16 protein-coding genes are annotated in these 17,996 nt (G+C 53.4%); 2 read left to right on the plus strand and 14 right to left on the minus strand.

Annotated elements, in window-relative coordinates:
- Window positions 1-63: 63 nt before the first annotated feature.
- Window positions 64-741 (minus strand): DUF4336 domain-containing protein, encoded by a 678-nt coding sequence (locus G411_RS0113175; protein ID WP_022959688.1) that lies wholly within the window; start codon window positions 739-741, stop codon window positions 64-66.
- A 434-nt stretch (window positions 742-1,175) separates the two neighbouring features.
- Between G411_RS0113175 and ggpS the strand changes: the two genes are divergently transcribed.
- Window positions 1,176-3,452, plus strand: coding sequence for a glucosylglycerol-phosphate synthase (gene ggpS, locus G411_RS0113185; RefSeq protein WP_022959690.1), 2,277 nt, complete (start codon window positions 1,176-1,178; stop codon window positions 3,450-3,452).
- 90 nt (window positions 3,453-3,542) lie between these two features.
- Complete coding sequence (gtfA, locus tag G411_RS0113190; protein ID WP_022959691.1) at window positions 3,543-4,985, plus strand: sucrose phosphorylase; 1,443 nt, start codon at window positions 3,543-3,545, stop codon at window positions 4,983-4,985.
- A gap of 25 nt (window positions 4,986-5,010) precedes the next feature.
- On the opposite strand, the gene G411_RS0113195 is transcribed toward gtfA, so the two are convergent.
- From G411_RS0113195 to G411_RS0113260, 13 genes are all read right to left on the minus strand, one after another.
- Entirely contained in the window at window positions 5,011-5,445 is a 435-nt protein-coding gene (locus G411_RS0113195) for a DUF2214 family protein (RefSeq protein WP_022959692.1), read from the minus strand.
- A 19-nt stretch (window positions 5,446-5,464) separates the two neighbouring features.
- Window positions 5,465-6,796 carry an APC family permease gene (locus G411_RS0113200; RefSeq protein WP_022959693.1) on the minus strand — a complete coding sequence of 444 codons (1,332 nt, stop codon included), beginning with the start codon at window positions 6,794-6,796 and terminating at the stop codon, window positions 5,465-5,467.
- A 158-nt stretch (window positions 6,797-6,954) separates the two neighbouring features.
- Complete coding sequence (locus tag G411_RS20430; RefSeq protein ID WP_022959694.1) at window positions 6,955-7,812, minus strand: oxygenase MpaB family protein; 858 nt, start codon at window positions 7,810-7,812, stop codon at window positions 6,955-6,957.
- A 261-nt stretch (window positions 7,813-8,073) separates the two neighbouring features.
- A complete protein-coding gene (locus tag G411_RS20435) occupies window positions 8,074-8,379 on the minus strand; it encodes a carboxymuconolactone decarboxylase family protein (RefSeq protein ID WP_211218343.1) in 306 nt (101 codons plus the stop codon).
- Window positions 8,380-8,643: 264 nt separating this feature from the next.
- Complete coding sequence (locus tag G411_RS0113215; protein ID WP_022959695.1) at window positions 8,644-9,915, minus strand: PepSY-associated TM helix domain-containing protein; 1,272 nt, start codon at window positions 9,913-9,915, stop codon at window positions 8,644-8,646.
- A 106-nt stretch (window positions 9,916-10,021) separates the two neighbouring features.
- Window positions 10,022-12,133, minus strand: coding sequence for a TonB-dependent siderophore receptor (locus tag G411_RS0113220; protein WP_022959696.1), 2,112 nt, complete (start codon window positions 12,131-12,133; stop codon window positions 10,022-10,024).
- 329 nt (window positions 12,134-12,462) lie between these two features.
- Window positions 12,463-13,089 (minus strand): FMN-binding negative transcriptional regulator, encoded by a 627-nt coding sequence (locus G411_RS0113225; protein ID WP_022959697.1) that lies wholly within the window; start codon window positions 13,087-13,089, stop codon window positions 12,463-12,465.
- 446 nt (window positions 13,090-13,535) lie between these two features.
- Window positions 13,536-13,886: a hypothetical protein gene (locus G411_RS0113235; protein WP_022959699.1), complete on the minus strand. Its 351-nt coding sequence runs from the start codon at window positions 13,884-13,886 to the stop codon at window positions 13,536-13,538.
- 109 nt (window positions 13,887-13,995) lie between these two features.
- The gene (locus G411_RS0113240; protein WP_022959700.1) at window positions 13,996-14,307 is read right to left on the minus strand and encodes a hypothetical protein; all 312 of its coding nucleotides are present in this window, start codon (window positions 14,305-14,307) and stop codon (window positions 13,996-13,998) included.
- Window positions 14,308-14,412: 105 nt separating this feature from the next.
- Window positions 14,413-14,691, minus strand: coding sequence for a heavy metal-binding domain-containing protein (locus G411_RS20440; RefSeq protein WP_037509349.1), 279 nt, complete (start codon window positions 14,689-14,691; stop codon window positions 14,413-14,415).
- Between the two features lie 198 nt (window positions 14,692-14,889).
- Entirely contained in the window at window positions 14,890-15,702 is an 813-nt protein-coding gene (locus G411_RS22150; RefSeq protein ID WP_157581315.1) for a hypothetical protein, read from the minus strand.
- A 126-nt stretch (window positions 15,703-15,828) separates the two neighbouring features.
- The gene (locus G411_RS0113255; protein WP_022959702.1) at window positions 15,829-16,734 is read right to left on the minus strand and encodes a hypothetical protein; all 906 of its coding nucleotides are present in this window, start codon (window positions 16,732-16,734) and stop codon (window positions 15,829-15,831) included.
- Window positions 16,735-16,974: 240 nt separating this feature from the next.
- On the minus strand, window positions 16,975-17,952 hold the full coding sequence (locus tag G411_RS0113260) for an IS1595 family transposase (protein WP_022959703.1): 978 nt from the start codon (window positions 17,950-17,952) through the stop codon (window positions 16,975-16,977).
- Between the last annotated feature and the right edge of the window lie 44 nt (window positions 17,953-17,996).

The following is a 17,996-nucleotide window of genomic DNA, read 5'->3' on the forward strand; positions in this document are numbered from 1 at the left end:
ATTTATTATGGTGTTGCCTGTTATACACCGCTCCACGCGGCCTTCAATGTGGATGCCGGACAGCTAGCGCAGGCCCGACCAGCGAAACGCGCGCCGCAAAAACTGCGTCGCGTTGTCACGGACAATCTCCCCGTGAGCCATGACCAGCACCTCGGGCTGCCAGGCCAGTATCTGCTGAAGGTGCTGACGTACAAGCCGCCGCGAAAACAGAAAGCTCAAACGCCAGTCCAGCGGCATCTTGCCATGGGGGGCAACGATGCCAGTAAGACGCGCCAGCACGCGCTGCCAGGGGCGGAAGGCCTCCGGTGAGAAGTTCTCAACCAAGTGCACGGTCGACGTTCGATGAAAAAACACCGCCTCCTCCATCGCCCGGGAGCCGGTAAACATGAGCGTATTGATCTCCGCCTGCCAGGGCATCGCCTCATTGCCAAGCTCGCCGGTGAAGTGAATATCCGGCCGCTTTGCCATGACTTTTGCCGTGCCGTACACCTCCGCAGCCGGGCAGTGCTGCTGCCAGTCTTTCAAAAACAGATGGTGCAGCGCATTGGGCGCTATCAGATAGCGAACCGGGCCCAGCTCCGCCAGCGCGTCTGCCAGTTCAGCGCTGTGGCGAACCGGGCTGTGCACCCAGAGGCCGCCATCACTCAGCCGGATAACCGTCATCCGTGTGCGATAAGGCAGGCCCAGAAACGACACAGTTTCCCCGTCGACCAGCCAGAGATTTTCTGCCAGTTTTTCCATTACAACGCGCGATCCCGTCATTGTTTTCCGGTCAGCCATACGCCGCCAGTATGGCCGCCAATTTTCGCAACATTTTGTTGCATAAGCGTTTTTTCGCACAGTGATTGTGCGCAGCCCCACTGATAGCGGCGGCGAAAACACGGCCTGGCGACTCGCTCCATCGCCACGGCTCATCGGCGATCGCGCGTTTTTTAAGCACGCCACCCGCGCCGTTTTCCACCGCCCGGCATGATTTCTGCAGCCTGTTTGAGACACAAGGGACTCTCAACCCCCTCGGATCGGCCCCGGACGAAAGCCTCAGGGCCACCGAAAAATCGGCGAATAATCGCCCCGGGGTTTAGCAAAGCCTTGCTGTGCAGCCACTCTAACTGTGCCGCTAAGCGGCAGCGCTTCGCTAAGCTCCTGGACACTGTTTCACAACACAGGAGTGATCAATGCTACTTGCAACGGACCTCGACGGCACCTTTCTGGCAGGTGATCCGGAGAGCCGACTGAAACTGTACCAGCTCATTTCCGCTCACCCCGATATTCAACTGGCCTTTGTCACCGGACGCGGTCTGGAATCGGTGATCCCCCTGCTGTCCGACCCGACGATTCCCGAGCCGGACTACATTATTTGCGACGTGGGCTGCACCGTGGTCCACGGTGAATCCCGACAGGCCGTGCAGCCTATTCAAGGCAGTATCGATGCCCTCTGGCCCGGCGCCCAAACCATCGAAGCTGCATTGGAAAGTATAGAGGGGCTACAACGTCAAGAGGTGCCACAGGAACGTCGTGTCTCCTATTTCTGCGAGCGCAGTGCCGTCACCGACGAGCTGGTTGCCATCGGTGAATCGCTGAACTGTGACGTGCTGTTTTCGGCAGGCAAATACCTCGACTTTCTGCCCCGCGGCGTCAACAAGGGTCGCACGCTGATACAGCTCGTGGAGCATCTTGGTATCGACCCGGAACTGGTGATGGTGGCCGGCGACACCCTCAATGACCTGTCGATGTACCAGCAGGGATTCAAGGGCGTTTGCGTGGGCGAGTCCGAGCGCGAACTGCTGGAGCAAACCGAGCATCAGGCGCGGATTTATCACGCCGAACGCCCCGGCTGTGGCGGCATTCTCGAGGCCTTCGAACACTTCGGCTTTCTCGGTCATGCCGGTATCGAAGCCGAAGTGCCGGACAATGTGAAATCCGGCAAATCAGATCTGGTCATGGTTTACCACCGCCTTCCCTATGAGGAAGTGGTGGAAAACGGTGAGCTGATCCGCCGCCGCCCCAAATCCCCCAACGGCATCATTCCCACTCTGCTGAGTTTCTTTGCCGGTGGCACCTCCGGTGCCTGGGTCGCCTGGTCGATTGACGACCCGGAACAGGGCCCCTTCCAGACCCACACGGATGTCGATACCAGTCGCTATGAAAAACTGGTGGCCGCACGCGTGCCACTGAGCAAAAGCGACGTGGATATCTTCTACAAGAAATTTTCCAAGGAGGCCTTCTGGCCCACGCTTCACACCTTCTGGGAGCGCGCCAGCTTTCGCGACGAACACTGGCAGGTCTTTCTCAAGGTGAACCGCCTGTTTGCCGAGAGGGCGGCGCAGGAAGCAGCGGAAAATGCCGTGGTTTGGATTCACGACTACAACCTGTGGATGGTGCCCGCCTACCTGCGTGAGCTGCGCCCGGATGTCACCATTGCGTTCTTCCACCACACCTACTTCCCGTCGGCGGATGTGTTCAATGTGCTGCCCTGGCGCCGCGATATTATCGGCAGCCTGCTGCACTGTGATTACATCGGCTTTCACATTCCGCGTCAGGCCGAGAACTTTGTCGATGTCGCGCGCGGCGTGACGCCACTGGAAGTCACCGAGAAACAGAGCTGCGCACCGCGCTATCTCACCTACGGCTGCGCGGTTGGCCTCGACGAGATGAGCACCGAGATCAAAGTGAACGACCGTCGCATCGGGCTCGGCGCCCACCCGGTCGGGCTGGATTTGAACCGGGTGAAAAGCGCCTTGGCCAACACGGACATTCAGGCTCGCATGGAATCCCTGCGCGAAGAACTGAGTGGCACGCGCATGGTGCTGTCGGTAGAGCGACTGGATTTCACCAAAGGCATTATCGAAAAACTCGATGCCTATGAACGCATGCTCAACGAGCATCCGGAATTGCTCGGCAAGGTCACGCTGCTCATGGTCTGCGTGCCCGCCGCCGAGGGCATGACGATTTACGAAGAGCTGCAATCGCAGATTGAACAAACCGTGGGCCGGATCAACGGACGCTTCTCGCGGGTGGGCTGGACACCCCTGCAGTTCTTCTTCCGCTCGCTGCCCTTTGAAGAACTGGTGGCCTACTACGCCATGGCCGATGTGATGTGGATTACCCCGCTGCGCGACGGCTTGAATCTGGTGGCCAAGGAATACGTCGCGACTCAGGGCCTGACCGATGGCAGCGGCGTGCTGGTGCTGTCAGAGTTTGCCGGGGCCGCCGCCGAACTGCGCGGCGCCATCCTCGCCAATCCCCATCATCCACAGGAGCTTGCAGACACCTGTTACTACGCGCTGGCAATGAGCCGCAGCGAAGCCCGCGACCGACTCAGTGAAGCCTATGAAATTGTCTGTCGCTACGACATTGCGCTGTGGGGTCAGGAGTTTGTCGATGCCGTCACTCACCGGCGCGACCAGCGTCTGCAGCCGGTCACCGCACTGCCCGGCTGTGCCGTGGCCTAGCGTCAACGGCTGAACTCTACCAGGCACCGGAAACACCGGGCGGTCGTCATACCGCCCGGCACAACAAGCAATAACACGCGGGAGAACATCATGTCGCTGAGAAACGGCATTCAACTCATCTGCTACCCCAACCGCATTGGGCAAGATCTGAAAGACCTCAAAACCGTGGTGGATACGCACCTGTCCGACGCCATTTGCGGCCTGCATATTCTGCCGTTCTTTCCGTCAAATGCAGACAACGGCTTCTCGCCACTGACGCACAAGGAAGTCGATCCGGCCTTTGGCAGCTGGGATGATATCGAAGCGCTGTCAGCGGAATACGATCTCTGCGTGGACTTGACGGTCAACCACATCTCCGACGAATCGCCGGAGTTCACCGACTTCATTGCCAAGGGCTTCGATTCCGAATACGCGGAGCTGTTTGTCCACGTCGACAAGTTTGGCGACATCAGCCCGGACGATATGGCGAAGATTCATATCCGCAAAGAGAAGGAACCGTTTCGCGAAGTGACGCTCGCCAACGGCGACACCACCCGCGTGTGGTGTACCTTCACCGAGCAGCAGATAGACCTGAATTACGAATCGGAACTGGCCTACCGACTGATGGAAGGCTATATTGCCTTTCTTACCGGCAAGGGTGTCAAACTGCTGCGGCTGGATGCCTTTGGCTATACCACCAAGCGCATCGGCACCAGTTGCTTTCTGGTCGAGCCCGAGGTCTACCGTATCCTCGACTGGATTAACGAGGTGGCCTATAAACACGGCGCCGAATGCCTGCCCGAAGTGCACGACCACACCAGCTATCAGTACGCTATCGCGCGCCGCAATATGCACCCCTACGGCTTTGCGCTGCCACCCCTGCTGCTCTATTCACTGCTCGACGCCAACAGCGTCTATCTGAAAAACTGGCTGCGCATGTGTCCGCGCAATATGGTCACTGTGCTCGATACCCACGACGGTATTTGCATTCCCGATGTCGAGGGCGTACTGCCCGACGAAAAAATCCGCGTGCTGATCGACAACATCGATGCCCGCAGCGCCGACCCGATCATGCGTCGCTCGGCAGCGAACATTCACAGTGTCGGCGCCATCTACCAGCTCACCTGTACGTTTTACGATGCACTGATGCAGAACGACGATGCCTACATCGCCGCCCGCGCTATCCAGTTCTTCACGCCCGGTATTCCTCAGGTGTATTACGTCGGCCTGTTTGCCGGTTGCAACGACCCCGAGCTGATGGAAGAAACCGGCGAGCTGCGCGATATCAACCGGCATTTCTACAGTCTGGAAGAGGTGGAAGACGAGGTCGAGAAACCCGTCGTCAAACGCCTGCTGGCGCTCATGCGCTTCAGAAACAATTACCCGGCATTCGACGGCCACTTCGAACTGAACTACTCCAACGATTCCAGTGTGGCGATGGCCTGGCGCCACGGCGAGTACTACTGCCATCTCTTTGTGGATTTGAATTTCAACACCAGCAAAATTGAGTATGTCGACGTGGAAAGCGGGGAGAGTCTCAGCCTGAGTTTCTGAGCAGCGACGGCGTCGGCAAGGCCATTCAGCCGTTGCCGACGCCTTTGGCAATGAGCACCGCCAGCAATGGGAAGATCATCAGCAACAGCAGTTCCAGGCGTTTAATCAGCACGATTGACGGGGAAACCGCCAATACGTCGCTGGCCTGTCGCTGCAAATTGAGCAGCGCAACCGTCGGAAACAAGGACATCACGGCCACCAGCACAAACAAGCCTAGCTTGGCGTGGAACAGCGGATTAGCGCTGTAAAAGGCCGACGCCTTGCCCACCATCAACCAAAGCAGCAAACCTGCTGCCAGAATGATCATCGCCGCCAGACCGTAGACCCGGTCCAGCAACAACAGACGTCGGAGTTCGCGGCGTGGCAAGCGGTGCGACAGCAAGAGATTCTGCGCCACCAGCATCGCAGCCAGCAGCATGATGCCGACAAAGTGCGCGTAACGAACCAGCGTATCGTCCATAGCCTTCTGTTCCCTGCATTCAGGATGGGTGGCGGCGGTGCTGCTTTCGCGAGAAAAACCACGAGCCGACGCTGAGTATCGCATAGAGCGTGACAATGAAAACCAGCTGCTCGGGCTGGTTCCGGTATTCGTAGCTGAAAATCAGCACCGTCCCCACCAGCAAGCCCAGAAACGCGATCACGGTCACCAGCAGTGACGACTGGGTCTGCGCTCGAATACGAAAGTTGGCATAGGCCATCAACAGCGACACCAGCAAGAAGGTCACGCTGGCAAACTCCAGAATCATCTGCAGGCTGCCTGCAAGAATCAAGGCGAACGCCAACGCCGCCATGCTGAGGATCGCATACACGGGAATACGGTTCTTGCGCGTCGCCAACGCCGCCGGGAAAAAGCCATCCGCCGCAATCACCGCCATCTGTCGCGACGCGCCAAACACCGTTCCACTGATAGCACTGCTGGTGGCTAACATCGCGCCCAGCACCACCAGATCAGTGCCCCAATGGCCCAGCACATTATTGGTTCCCGCCGCCAGTGCATACTCTTCATTGGCGATGATTTCATCAAAGGGAATCGCCAGGATGGCCCCCAGCGAAATAACAAAGTAAATCAGAATGGCGATGAAAATGGCCGAGTAAATCGCGCGCGGAATATTCCGTTCCGGCTCGTCCATTTCGTTCACCGCGTTAATCACCAGCTGAAAACCCTCGTAGGCCACAAAGGTCAGCGAGGCGACGATCAGCACCGAGATCATACTGACCTCGCCCTGCTGCTCCAGCAATACCGGCAGCGTGGTCTGGCTGTTATTAATCAGTACAAAGGAAATAATCGCGAGAATCACCAGCTTGGTATACACCATCAGATCCTCGATCTTGCCCATGCCCTTCACGCTCCAGACATTAATCAGCGTAAAGACCGCAATCACTGCACCGGCCACCAGCTTGCGCACCATCTCGCTGTCGGAGAAGGCAAAACGGCTGATCGCATACGAGGAAAACGTATAGGCATACAATGCCAGCGTGCTGATATAGCCGAAGATAATCCACCAGCCGATCAGCGAGGCCGCAAACGGCGAGCCCGGAAATGTGCGTTTGAAGAACGAGTAGGTGGCGCCCTCATCCTTGTAGTACACACCCAGCTTGATATAGGAGTAGGCCGCGAGCGACGCAATCAGGCCACCCACCAGAATAACCACCGGCGTGAACACACCGACCATCGCGACAGATATCCCCAGAATGGTGAAGATACCGCCGCCCACCATGCCACCCAGCGCAATCGCGACCAGTTCGGGGACGCCCAGCGTTTTACCGCGACTGCGGTGTGAGGACCGGGAGGGACGCTTGTGAAATATCATTCGGAACCTGCTGACAAGGGTCAGGCCGCGTCATAAATCGAACACAGCCACAGGAACCATACTGCCCGGCGTCGACAGAATCCACGAAAAAGTAACGCGGCCTGCCGAATAAACTGCCGACATGTTCCGGCAGGGCTAATCTAGCGATAGAGATACGCCTAACGATAGAGATACTTGGGATCGAGACCCAGACGCTGGCAGCTTTGCACAGCAGGTGATTGCTTGATAACAATGCGATCGCCCAAGTAGCCCAGATAGCGAATCATAAGGCGCTCCCAACCTCGCAGACGGGCTGCTTTCTCGAGTTGAAGCTGCTGCTGCAAGGTCTCGGGTATCAGCGACACCGCGGCGCGGATCATCATGCCTTGAAAGGGGCGCAGCAGACCGGGCAATGCCGGCGTCTCTTTCATGATAGCGAGAAACTCCGCAATAACCGGCGTCGGGCCGAGCTGCGGCTGCATTGCCTTGAAGTGCTCGTCACATTCCTGCTCGCTGTGCGGACAACCCGGCGCGCCGTACATGGCCGCACTCGCCAGCGCTTCCGAGTAAAAGGCATCTCGGTCCGCTTGCGGCAGGGAATACACAAACTGGCAGTAGGCCTGCAAAAACCCGAAAGACGCCGTGGTATGCACCCAGTTCATCAACGGCGCTTGCAGGGCTTTATATTCGCGACCATGCTCATCGACACCCTTTACCTGAGCATGCTGGCGGTTGACGCCGCGAATCAATCTGCGGGCGACTGACTCGGCGCCGTAGACCGTGACCATTGCCGCCAAACCGGTGCGTTTAAGGCGCGGCAATGGCTGATCGCGAAAACTGGTGTGATCCCATACCCCGGCACGAATGCGCGGTTCAGCCAGCTCCAGAACCGTTGCTGTGATACCGCCGATAAACATGGCGACGGGATTCTTGAACACGTGCCAGGATACAGACTCGGGAGGCAGCGCCGCCGCCTCGCCAAAGGGCTCCAGAAAGCTGATATTGCGCATATCCACCGGGCTTTGCTCGCCTGTCATAAGGTCTCCGAGACTGCTTTCAAATGCTGGCCCATAGACTAACCAAGTCCACCGCGCCTTTTAGTTCCCAGAGAACAGATTTTGTCGGGAGGTGCCAACGCACTAACGCGCCCCCTTGTCGCTCATCGAGATTGCCAACTACAGTGCCGGGCAGAGATTGGAATTCGCCATTGTCCCGCCTACCGCCTGCAAGGGGAGACGCCCCTCGCAGGCAAGGATTACTACCCCCGCTCCTGATACTGGCTGAGCGCCTGCATGGCCTCAATGCCATAGACCACAGACGGACCGCCCCCCCATCAGAATTGCCACCGATACCGTCTCGGCAATCTCCCCCTGACTCGCTCCGGCCTCCATGGCATCGTGCACGTGAAAACTGATGCAGCCATCGCAGCGGACAGTAATGGCGATACCCAGAGCAATCAGCTCCTTGGTTTTGGTATCGAGCGCGCCGGGCTTCAGGCTGGCTTCGTGCAACGCCCCAAAGCCCTGCATCACCTCGGGAATCTCCACCCCCAGCTTGCCCATCCACTCGTTCAACTCTTGAAAATGTGCAGGAAAATCTTTCATACCACGCTCCTTATGCTTCGCAGAAAACCGGTGCCGTACATCACCGCCAAGATCTTGGGATCTCAACGTGTAAGTAGTGAAGCACAAAAGCGGGGCGTGCTCTGCCTCGGATTCGTGACAGACGGCATTGCGCGGCATTGTCGTCGACAGCGGTTCAGCGACCGACAAACGGATAGCCATCGTCAAGCGGTGATAGAAATGCTACTGCGCGCAGAGCAAAGAGCGCCTGCGGCAGTTGCTAGAGAAACAAACACGGATCAGCGATTACGTCGACGAACGCAGAACCATTGCGAGGCGCCGCCGACTGCGGCGAGCACTGTACCGTTTGTACCAGATCACCACCCCGGTAACACTCAGCATGGCAACCACAACACCCATCACCGAGATCAGGATGCGTCCCGGCAAGCCCAGAATCCGACCGGAGTGCAGGGGAAATTGGGCCTGAACAAAGAGGTCGGCTGCCGTTCCCTGCCATGGCAGCCAATCGCCAAGTAGCTCTCCGCTTTTCGCGTCTAAAAAGACAGCCCGGTGACCGACGCCGCCGGCACCGTGCCCGGATTCCGCATCGAAAAACTCAATCCGGTAAATACCAAATTCTCTGGCATACCAGATGCTGCCAACCGGCATTGACCAACCCTTTTCGTCAGCAGCCTGCTGGCCTAGAGAAATCGCATGTGCAAAACCGTAGCTGGCCTCGATGGGAGCATCGTGCGGGGCTGGTGCCCGCTCATCGATCGGCGTTGGCGTTACATCAGAAACCAGTGACATTGCCGGGAAGAAGACTTCTCGATAAAGGTTCAGGGAGAAACCGGTGAACGCGATAACAAACAGCAGCACCCAGGTCCATAAACCGAAAGCACGGTGAAGATCAAAGTTGAGCTTTGTAGGCCCATTCCGCCAGCGCACTTTCCAGGCCGGTTTCCAGCGCTGCCAGTAGTTGCGCCCACGGCTTCCATTGGCTCGCAGACCTTCTCCGCTGCTACGCCTGCGTCTTGGCAAGGTCAGAATAAATGCCACGAAGCAGTCCAGCGTCCAGATAAGCGCGATCACCCCAAGCAGCCAGAGCCCCCAGTGGTCCGTTCCCATAAACTCGGGAATGTGCAGGCTAAAGTGCAGCTTATAGAGAAACGAAACAAAATTTTCGGTGGTAATCGGCCACACCGCGCCCCATTCACGCGTTCCTAACACCTCTCCGGATACCGGGTCCACATACACCTGGTTAAATCCGGGCTTGAACAGTTTTCCTGTTTCTGGATTCACTCTGGGCTCCACCCAGTAGTAATACGAGTGACCCGGCTCGGCAGCTAATTCATAGTAGGTAACCTGCACCGCAGGATATTGCTGCTCTATCAACGTGGCCAGCTGCGTAGCGCTTTGCGGAGTCCCCGGCGTACGGGCCTCGAGAAGATGAGGGTTCAACCACTCATCCAACTCATGATCCCAGGAAATTACGGCGCCAGTCAGCCCTGTAATAATCAGGAAGACAGCAATAGTCAGTCCGAAATATCGATGAAGCAGAGTAAGAAATGCGCGCATAATTTATCCAAACGATGACGAGAAAACGGGGCTCAGACATATTTTCCTATGTCTGAGCCCCGTCGCGACTGACAGTCAGGCCCTATCTGTATGGCGATGTATTGAATTAATACCGCCAGGTAATTGATCCCATCACATTCCGCGGGGCACCGAAGTTCGCCTGCCCCCATTGCGGGCTCAGCCGGTATTTTTTATCACCGACGTTATTCACATTGAGAGACAGCGTAAGTGTCTCGGTCAGGTTATAGCTCGCAAAGGCATCAATCAGTGCATAACCTGACTGAACTTCGGTATCGCCATAGTAAATTTTGCTCTGCCAGTTGACGCCGCCACCGACGCGCAAGCCCGGAACGGCCTGCACATTATAGGCAGTAGCCAGCTTGAGCTGCTGGGAAGGAATGAAACGACGGGTATCGTTCCCGTTCTCATCCTCGACCTCGACCTCCGTGTAGCCAGCACTGATGTTAAGCCCTGGCAACACCTCACCAGCAAGCTCCAGTTCAAAGCCGTCGCTCTCAAACTCAACACCGCGATAAAGATTCAAGCCAGACGTGTTATCCCGGCCTACCCATTCGCCAAAATTCTCCTGCCGAGACTCGAACAGCGCAAAGGTCAGTACCGCACGTCCGTCAAAAAACTCCTGCTTAACGCCCACCTCAGAACTCTCGCCTCGCACGGCCCCCAGCGGCGCCAAGTTGGCATCGACCCAGGTTTGCGCCTTGAAGACCTCGCTGTAGCTGGCGTACAGCATGGTGCCGTCGAGCACTTCATAGGTCACACCGACATAAGGAACGGTTTCATTGTCGGAGACATCCTGAGGCGCCCCGTAGCTTACCCCGTCCTGTTCGATATCCACTGTGCGCCCACCCAGCAGAACCGAGAGCGCATCACTCAGCGACAGGCGTGTCGAGATATAGAAGGAGTTTTGCTCCTGATCAATATCGGTGGACTGAGACGCCGCATCGTAAACATCGAATGTCGGGCGCGGTGTCGCGCCATCTGCCCAATCACCGCCGACAGGATCGTAGTTCCAGTTTTGCGTGTAAACAGAGCGTCCGGTGAGCTTGATTTCAGCCATATTCGCGCCGACAACCAACTGGTGGTCGCGCCCCAGAAATGAAAAGCTGCCGCTGACAAACAGGTCAAATATGTCTTCTTTATCATTGGCCTGATACAGGCTGGCATGAGCGGTAAGCCCCACTTCGGTATCCGGGTCTGGCGCACCAGCCAAATAGAACGACTGCCATTCCTTGTCTTGATCATGGCGCGTGTAGATACCCTTCAATACCCAACGCTCACCTAAATCCTGCTCCAGCTCCAGGAAGCTACGTGTTTGCTGTACGTCCTGATAGGCCCACTTCGGAGCGGTATTGGTTGAAACATCGTAATCCGTCAACGAACCATCACTGTAAAAAAGCGGCAATGCCCCTGACGAATTCCCTTCCGTATAACTATCGTTAACGGTATGCCCAAGGGTGAAGCGACTGGATTCGGTAATCGCACCGCTAATCACCCCATAAAATATCTGCATCTCTTTGCTGTAGCGATCCAGATAGGAATCACCATCTTCGCGGGCAACCACAAGACGCCCGGTCAGCCTGTCTTCGATGAGCGTGCCCGACACGTCTCCATCGACGCGATACTGGCTCCAGCTCCCGGCAGAGGCACGTGCCATTGCCTGAAACTCTTCAGTAGGCCGTTTCCGCAAATAGTTAATTGTCGCAGAGGGATTGGCGAGCCCCGTTGTTAAACCGGTCGCCCCTTTGACCACCTCAACCTGTTCATAAATCGCTGAATCATCATGGCCTTGCGTCAGGCCATAGGAGAACGGAACACCAACGCCGTCATATTGGAAATTGACGATATCGAAGCCCCGCGCGGTGTAATACGTTCGGCCCGTCTCCACCTCTTCCACCGTGACACCTGGCACGTATCGCAACAGGCTGTTCACTTCACGCAGAGTGAAATCCTCAATCTGGTCACGCGAAATCACCGATACCACCTGAGGCGTTTCGAGTATCGTCAAATTAAGCTTTGTTGCGGTACGCGTCTTCTCAGGCTCTCCGTAAACATGAACCGTCTCAATATCCCCACGGTCCGCTCGCCCTGATACCTGAACGGGGCTTTCTTCCGCTTCAGCGGCGATGGCATGCGCGCCGTTTATCGAAATCGCTCCCGCTACAGAGACAGCGAGAATGCCGCGATTGAAGATTTTCATAAATCATTCCTGTCGTGTCAGCCTGCGGAGCGAACACTCCGGCCACGTCAAATTGAGGTCAATGGATCTGGCGCAGATACTAAACCAAAATGATAATCAGTATCAACTTCAGTATCAAAAAGGATGCCGCGAGCCATTATCACGAAGGGGAAGACGATGAATAAACGTAGAAATAAAGGGCGAATAGATGCCAGCACTCTACACTGACTTGCCGATGGCTTGTGCTGGGTCTGAGGGAGAACAAACTGCCAAGCCAGCGTACTTGACGAGGGGCCGACGAGACCGATAAAAAAAGATACCGAAAACCGAAAATCAGCCAATAAATCTTCTCAGCGTATGAGCATCGCCATGGCTCGCTGGGACTCCCCGCCAGCGGCCTCAAGACCCGCTTTCACCGACTCACGATTGTTCTCTGGCTGGTTCTGGCTAGCCTTGACCTTACAGGTCAAGCTCTCAATCGTGATCTCCACACCGACGATGGCGGCAATCAGCCGATCGGTGAAATCCTCTGACGCGTCATCGACAGACCACGGCGCGCTCATCACGCGCTCCTGCTGATCAGTTAAGCGATGGAGATGCGCCGTCAGCCACCCTGCGTCATCAACCACACGCGCCCTGCCCTCGACATGAACAGCAAGATAATTCCAGGTAGGCACCACCCGGCCGGTTTCCGCCTTGGTGGCATACAGTGACGGCGAAATGTAAGCATCTGGCCCCTGGAACACCACCAGCACCCGAGCGCCGCCCTGCAAACGCCTCCACACCGGATTCCCGCGAGCCAGATGGCACTGAAGCGTTCCCTGACCGCCATCCTCATCTGAGGTCAGATAAAAAGGCACATGATTCGCCTCAATACCCTCATCATCAGCAACAATCAGCAGGCCAAATCCATAGTCGCGGATATACTGCTGCAGCGCGTTTAGGTCATCTTCTTGAAACTGGCTTGGTACGTACATCTTGCGACCGCCTCACTCACATCCTTAAGCAACAAAACTCAGGCGGCAACTTCCTGCCATTGTTATGTTTCTTCACCTTCTCGAAATATTACTCCTGCTTCTCATGATTTTGTAATGACTCGACTTTATCTTTAACAGCCATGCAGGCCCTCAGGACAGTCGCAATAAAACACACCACCGCTGCAATTGCGCAGGGGAAAAGCAGGAGGGGAATCTTAGCCGTGCACCCCATAAATGCAAATACGCCGAGCAGAAACGCTATGAACAATTCTGTAATAATCGACTCCCACTCAAGAGCGAAGCCGATTTTTATACTCTTCGATGCGAAGTGCCTTACTCTCATTTCGCAGAGGCTCTAAGAAACATAACGCCGCAGTAACCCGTTCGCGGGAGCGAAGCGGAGGGAACCCAAAGCGCAGCTTTGGGCGGTCGGGTTCACTGCTTTGTTAAATTTCTTCTTTAAGAATTTTCTCATCAACGGTATCTATGACGATGCTGTGGTATTCAACAATGAACCATTTTTCAAATAGATTGGGGCCATATTTCTCTGGCCATAAGGTTTCATCTTGGTACCAGCCATGCATAAACTCCTCAAGGAGTATTTCCGCGTTATTTAATGCCCAGATGCTGGCGTGAGTATCCGTTTCGACTTCCTCCGGAACAAGATAAACCAAGCAGTCCTCTCTTACTTGTCCCAGTGTTAGTGGCTCGCTATCTGGATACGGATCTACATCATTTACCCAATCTACAGCTTCCTGAGTTGCCTTTAAAATTATCGCCGCTCTATTAATTAACATTAGAACTCTCTGGAAATGTGACGCCTTGCTTTGGGGCGCCGGAGCGCCAGCGAAGGCGTCCCAGCAGCGCGTCTTTTGCGCTGCGACAACAGCAACTTGTTAAATGGCATTACCTGCCAACCTTCTTGTATAGCTTTTCAAAATGCTCGTTGGCTTCATTGGCATTTAGTACTTGGCGTTCTTCAACTTTCATGGTGTTGTACTCCAGCAACTTCTGAATGAATACATCGAAGAATCCGAGCGGGAGGATTAGCGACAAAACAACGGAGAATACAATGACATCAGTTAGCCACGTTGCATCCGTAAAGTACGCAAATACAACCAAGCAGGCCAATCCCATCTTTATCCACTTAGACGCGGATACAAAACCCATCGAGGATTTGATATCGCCGGTCAGCATTTCTTCCTGAATGTTACGCACGATATCTCCTTTGACATTTAACGACCAAGCTCACCGGCGGCAAGGGAGCGCAGTCCAGCGGAATGCCGTAGGCATGTAGCGATGTTTGACATTTTTGTTATGCATTTACTTCACCACTACTGCATTACCAGATGCGACCACCATAGACACACCCCAGCTACTTCCCTGAGCCTGATAGGGGGCAAAGGAAACACGGAAACCTAATATAGCATTTGCCCCTTTTTCTAAGGCTTTTTCCATTGCAAGGTACTGAACTTCTTCGCGTATTTTGGTGAAATGCTCCTCTGTTTTTCGCATTGTAGGCATAAACACCTTTTCAGCGAAAACCGGGCCAATGAATTCCGAAACACCTTTATTCGGAATGCTTTCAGTAACACTTACCAATATTTTTCATCCAAAATATTTTTGGGTGTCACAACACAACTCTCATCTTTTGATGAAAAGATTCCCATACTTTAACTCCATGTGTGCATAACGCCTGCCACAACGGCTTGGGTAAAGTGGCGGCGTTTTTGCGTCTTTTTTTGCAAAAACGGTGGCAGTTTACCCAAGTCCGATTGGTGGCACTTGTTAGCTTAATTTTTAAGAATTAACAATTTCTTTAACTCTCTGTTCTAGCAGCTTAATAGCTTCTACATAATTAAGCTCGTTGCCTGATACAACAGGAGAAAGTTTTGCATTTACAATTACTTTTGAACCGTTTCGATAAGGATAAGTTTCAATCGTTACAGGAATATCAGAGGTTCCAACTTTTAGCCAAAACCGTTCCTTAAAAATTTTACCAGTAACGTCATCTGTATAGCCTTGACCTGAGGACTTTTCTGCTCTAGATAATCTTTGAAAATTGGCATAAACAGCATCACCTGGAAATTCAGAATTAACTTCAAATTTCCAAGGATAACCAGCGCTACTCAATGTTTCTTTTAAGTCTTTACTGCTTAGGTCTAACCATGAAAAGTGCGGTTGACCTGTTAGGAAGTTACTGGTTGTATCTTGGTTATATTTTTGTGGATATAAAACAATCTTTGAGCTTGCATCTGTATTTTCCAGAACGAGTGAACCATCTATTGTTACAGTTGAATTTCTTAAGAAATTACAATTCCCAGAAACCCACCCACAAGCCGAGCGAGTTACTTTAAAACTGTTCTCTGATGATTCCCAGTTATTGATAAATCTGACGCTCCCATTCTCAAGGTATTTGGAATAAGAAAGGCCACCTATTTTAGAAAACACTTCTTTTGCGGAACTACTTTCAACTTTTGGTAAAACAATAGAAATTTTATCCTGATCAGTAAAAGTAACTACTTTTTTGGCAACTGGCTCCTGTTTTAAATTAGCACAGCCACTAATCCCAATAGCGAGAGTAAGTCCAATCGCCAATCCTTTTTTCATCATTTTCATTTTCCTTTTTAAGGTTGTTGTTGACACATATGTGCCGGTTAAAAAAGCTAACGCTCCACTCACCGGAATTTTAGGAGCGCAGCGAGTAAAATTTCCGTGTGCAGTGGCTTGTTAGCAGTATCACTCCTTGATGCTTGTCAACTCTTGCTCACTGAATTCAATTTCACTAATACGAAGTAGGCCACTTGCAATGGCAGGCTCGAAGTATTCCAAAAGCCTATCGGAACCACCATTCCTTGAAGGCTCCTCTTCTGGAGTGTTCATCAGGACCAATTCAAGATAAGCATTAACCTTTTTCGTCGTCTTGTAGTGGGATATTTTGCTAAGCATTACATAGAGGCGATCTCGATACATGAATGGAATGCTTCTATTTGGCCTAAACTCTACAAAAACTTCGTGGTCGTCATCTCTATAATAAGCATCATAAATTGGCTGGATATTACTCACGGGGTCAATGCCATGAAATTGCGTTGTCAGTTTAGCTTCAGTTATGACATTGGACTGATGAATCTTTTTTGACGCCAAATACTTAGACAAGGAAAGCTTTTCGGCTTCCCGCCAGTTATAGCTAACTCGGGTGGGCGTTGAAGATTCTACTCTCGCAGGTGGCTGCTCAGAGCTTTTGCTCTCTTCTACCTCTTCGTCCGATGCTTTGGTTACAGTCGGTGGCGCGTGATAGTCGCCATACACATTGGTATGGCTTTGATTCTGTGTGTTATTGCTCGTGACAGAAATTAGCTGGGATAAAAGGTCGTTATTCTTTTTCTCAAGTGTTTGTACTTCTTTTTCTTTCTTTCTTACTTCCCGGGATATGGTTAGCAATTTACCAAGAGAGAAGTTATCGAATGACTCAGCCAGAACAAGTACGAGCAGCAGAAAAAGAAGAAATACAATTCCATTATTCAACTCGCCTTGCGGCTCGACCCAGACATAGTTGAATATCACCATCGCCGCCAACAGCAGACAGAATATTGAAATCAATACCCTAACGAATGTCGATGTTTCTTTCATTTCAGATTGACTCATACGTTTCCTTGGACTGCTAACAGCCTGTTTATGAGGCCTGCGGCCTCATAATAAATATTATCGGGCGGCCGTCTATCACGCCCACCCATTTTAGCCCACTCTCTAACCTATTGTTTTTAAAACAATATTTCGAAATCAGGTTTCTTCGCGACGAATAACAGGGCCATTTCACTGGCAGGAAGGAGATATCGGGATATACTGTATATACATAAGGGGTATCCATTTAGCTCCACCTCTCATTTATTCCTCCTTAGCCTTCCTCACAACGACGTTCTCGTAAGTCACCGGTTCAGTTGCAACAGCCTGCTGCAACAATCGGTAAAACAACATCCCTCGCGATCTTGAAGAACGGCGATTAAATCGGAACACGAACTCATCAAGGTAAGCGTCAAGTTGTTCGGGCCGAACAGCCCCATGATGGGTGCCAAGTAGCCAGCGTTTAATCAGTGAAGCGACACGGTGTACGCCCGGCATTGAGGTATGTGCAGGCGTTTCCGAACCCAGCATGACTTTTCGATCATGCTGGTAACCGAGCTCATGTAGCTTCACATACATACCCGCGCCATCGGTGCGGACATGGCTGCCGGTTTCTATTGAGTTCTGGATAAAGGGCAGGACATTACCCTTCGTGTCATCATCAATGCGACGCAAGCGAATCCGACCGAAGCCTTGGGGCTCCTTTATCTCCACCGCAAGAATGATAAGTACGCGCTGTGTATGGCTTTTCCGCTTGCTTCTATCCCCCGGCCGGCCATCAGTCATATCCAGATAGGTCTCATCGACCTCGACCAAACCGTGCAGTTTTTCTCTACCCGGCCTGATCATCGCCCGGCGATACCGATGCAGAATCATCCAGGCTGTCTGGTAGCTTCCCAAGCCTAATACCCGCTGCAAGCCAAGCGCGCTTACACCTTGCTTCTGATTGGTCAGATACCATGCTGCCGCCAGCCACACTCGGAGTGGTGTTCTCGTCTTGCTAAAAATCGTACCGGCAGTAACAGAGCTTTGATAACGACAGTGGCGACAAATCAATCGACCGCGATTCGCTCTATGCGGCTTCCCCGCCAGGGCACAGGATGGACACACGAAGCCTTCTGGCCAACGGAGTTTTTCGAGATAAGCAAGACAGGCATCCTCAGTGGAAAACCAGTCCAGGAATGCATTCCAATTTTGGGGGTAGTCTTTGCCGGCAATCGGGGATAAAGTATGGATATCCATCCAGTAGTTATACGCTATGTGGAGCTAAATGGATACCCCTTATA

Source organism: Spongiibacter tropicus DSM 19543, assembly GCF_000420325.1.
Classification (GTDB): Bacteria; Pseudomonadota; Gammaproteobacteria; order Pseudomonadales; family Spongiibacteraceae; genus Spongiibacter; species Spongiibacter tropicus.

Bases quoted from the DNA above. Each gene is read 5' to 3' on its own strand.
- G411_RS0113175 (WP_022959688.1), bottom strand. From the start codon at position 741: ATGGAAAAACTGGCAGAAAATCTCTGGCTGGTCGACGGGGAAACTGTG.
- ggpS (WP_022959690.1), top strand. From the start codon at position 1,176: ATGCTACTTGCAACGGACCTCGACGGCACCTTTCTGGCAGGTGATCCG.
- gtfA (WP_022959691.1), top strand. From the start codon at position 3,543: ATGTCGCTGAGAAACGGCATTCAACTCATCTGCTACCCCAACCGCATT.
- G411_RS0113195 (WP_022959692.1), bottom strand. From the start codon at position 5,445: ATGGACGATACGCTGGTTCGTTACGCGCACTTTGTCGGCATCATGCTG.
- G411_RS0113200 (WP_022959693.1), bottom strand. From the start codon at position 6,796: ATGATATTTCACAAGCGTCCCTCCCGGTCCTCACACCGCAGTCGCGGT.
- G411_RS20430 (WP_022959694.1), bottom strand. From the start codon at position 7,812: ATGACAGGCGAGCAAAGCCCGGTGGATATGCGCAATATCAGCTTTCTG.
- G411_RS20435 (WP_211218343.1), bottom strand. From the start codon at position 8,379: ATGAAAGATTTTCCTGCACATTTTCAAGAGTTGAACGAGTGGATGGGC.
- G411_RS0113215 (WP_022959695.1), bottom strand. From the start codon at position 9,915: ATGCGCGCATTTCTTACTCTGCTTCATCGATATTTCGGACTGACTATT.
- G411_RS0113220 (WP_022959696.1), bottom strand. From the start codon at position 12,133: ATGAAAATCTTCAATCGCGGCATTCTCGCTGTCTCTGTAGCGGGAGCG.
- G411_RS0113225 (WP_022959697.1), bottom strand. From the start codon at position 13,089: ATGTACGTACCAAGCCAGTTTCAAGAAGATGACCTAAACGCGCTGCAG.
- G411_RS0113235 (WP_022959699.1), bottom strand. From the start codon at position 13,886: ATGTTAATTAATAGAGCGGCGATAATTTTAAAGGCAACTCAGGAAGCT.
- G411_RS22150 (WP_157581315.1), bottom strand. From the start codon at position 15,702: ATGATGAAAAAAGGATTGGCGATTGGACTTACTCTCGCTATTGGGATT.
- G411_RS0113255 (WP_022959702.1), bottom strand. From the start codon at position 16,734: ATGAGTCAATCTGAAATGAAAGAAACATCGACATTCGTTAGGGTATTG.
- G411_RS0113260 (WP_022959703.1), bottom strand. From the start codon at position 17,952: ATGGATATCCATACTTTATCCCCGATTGCCGGCAAAGACTACCCCCAA.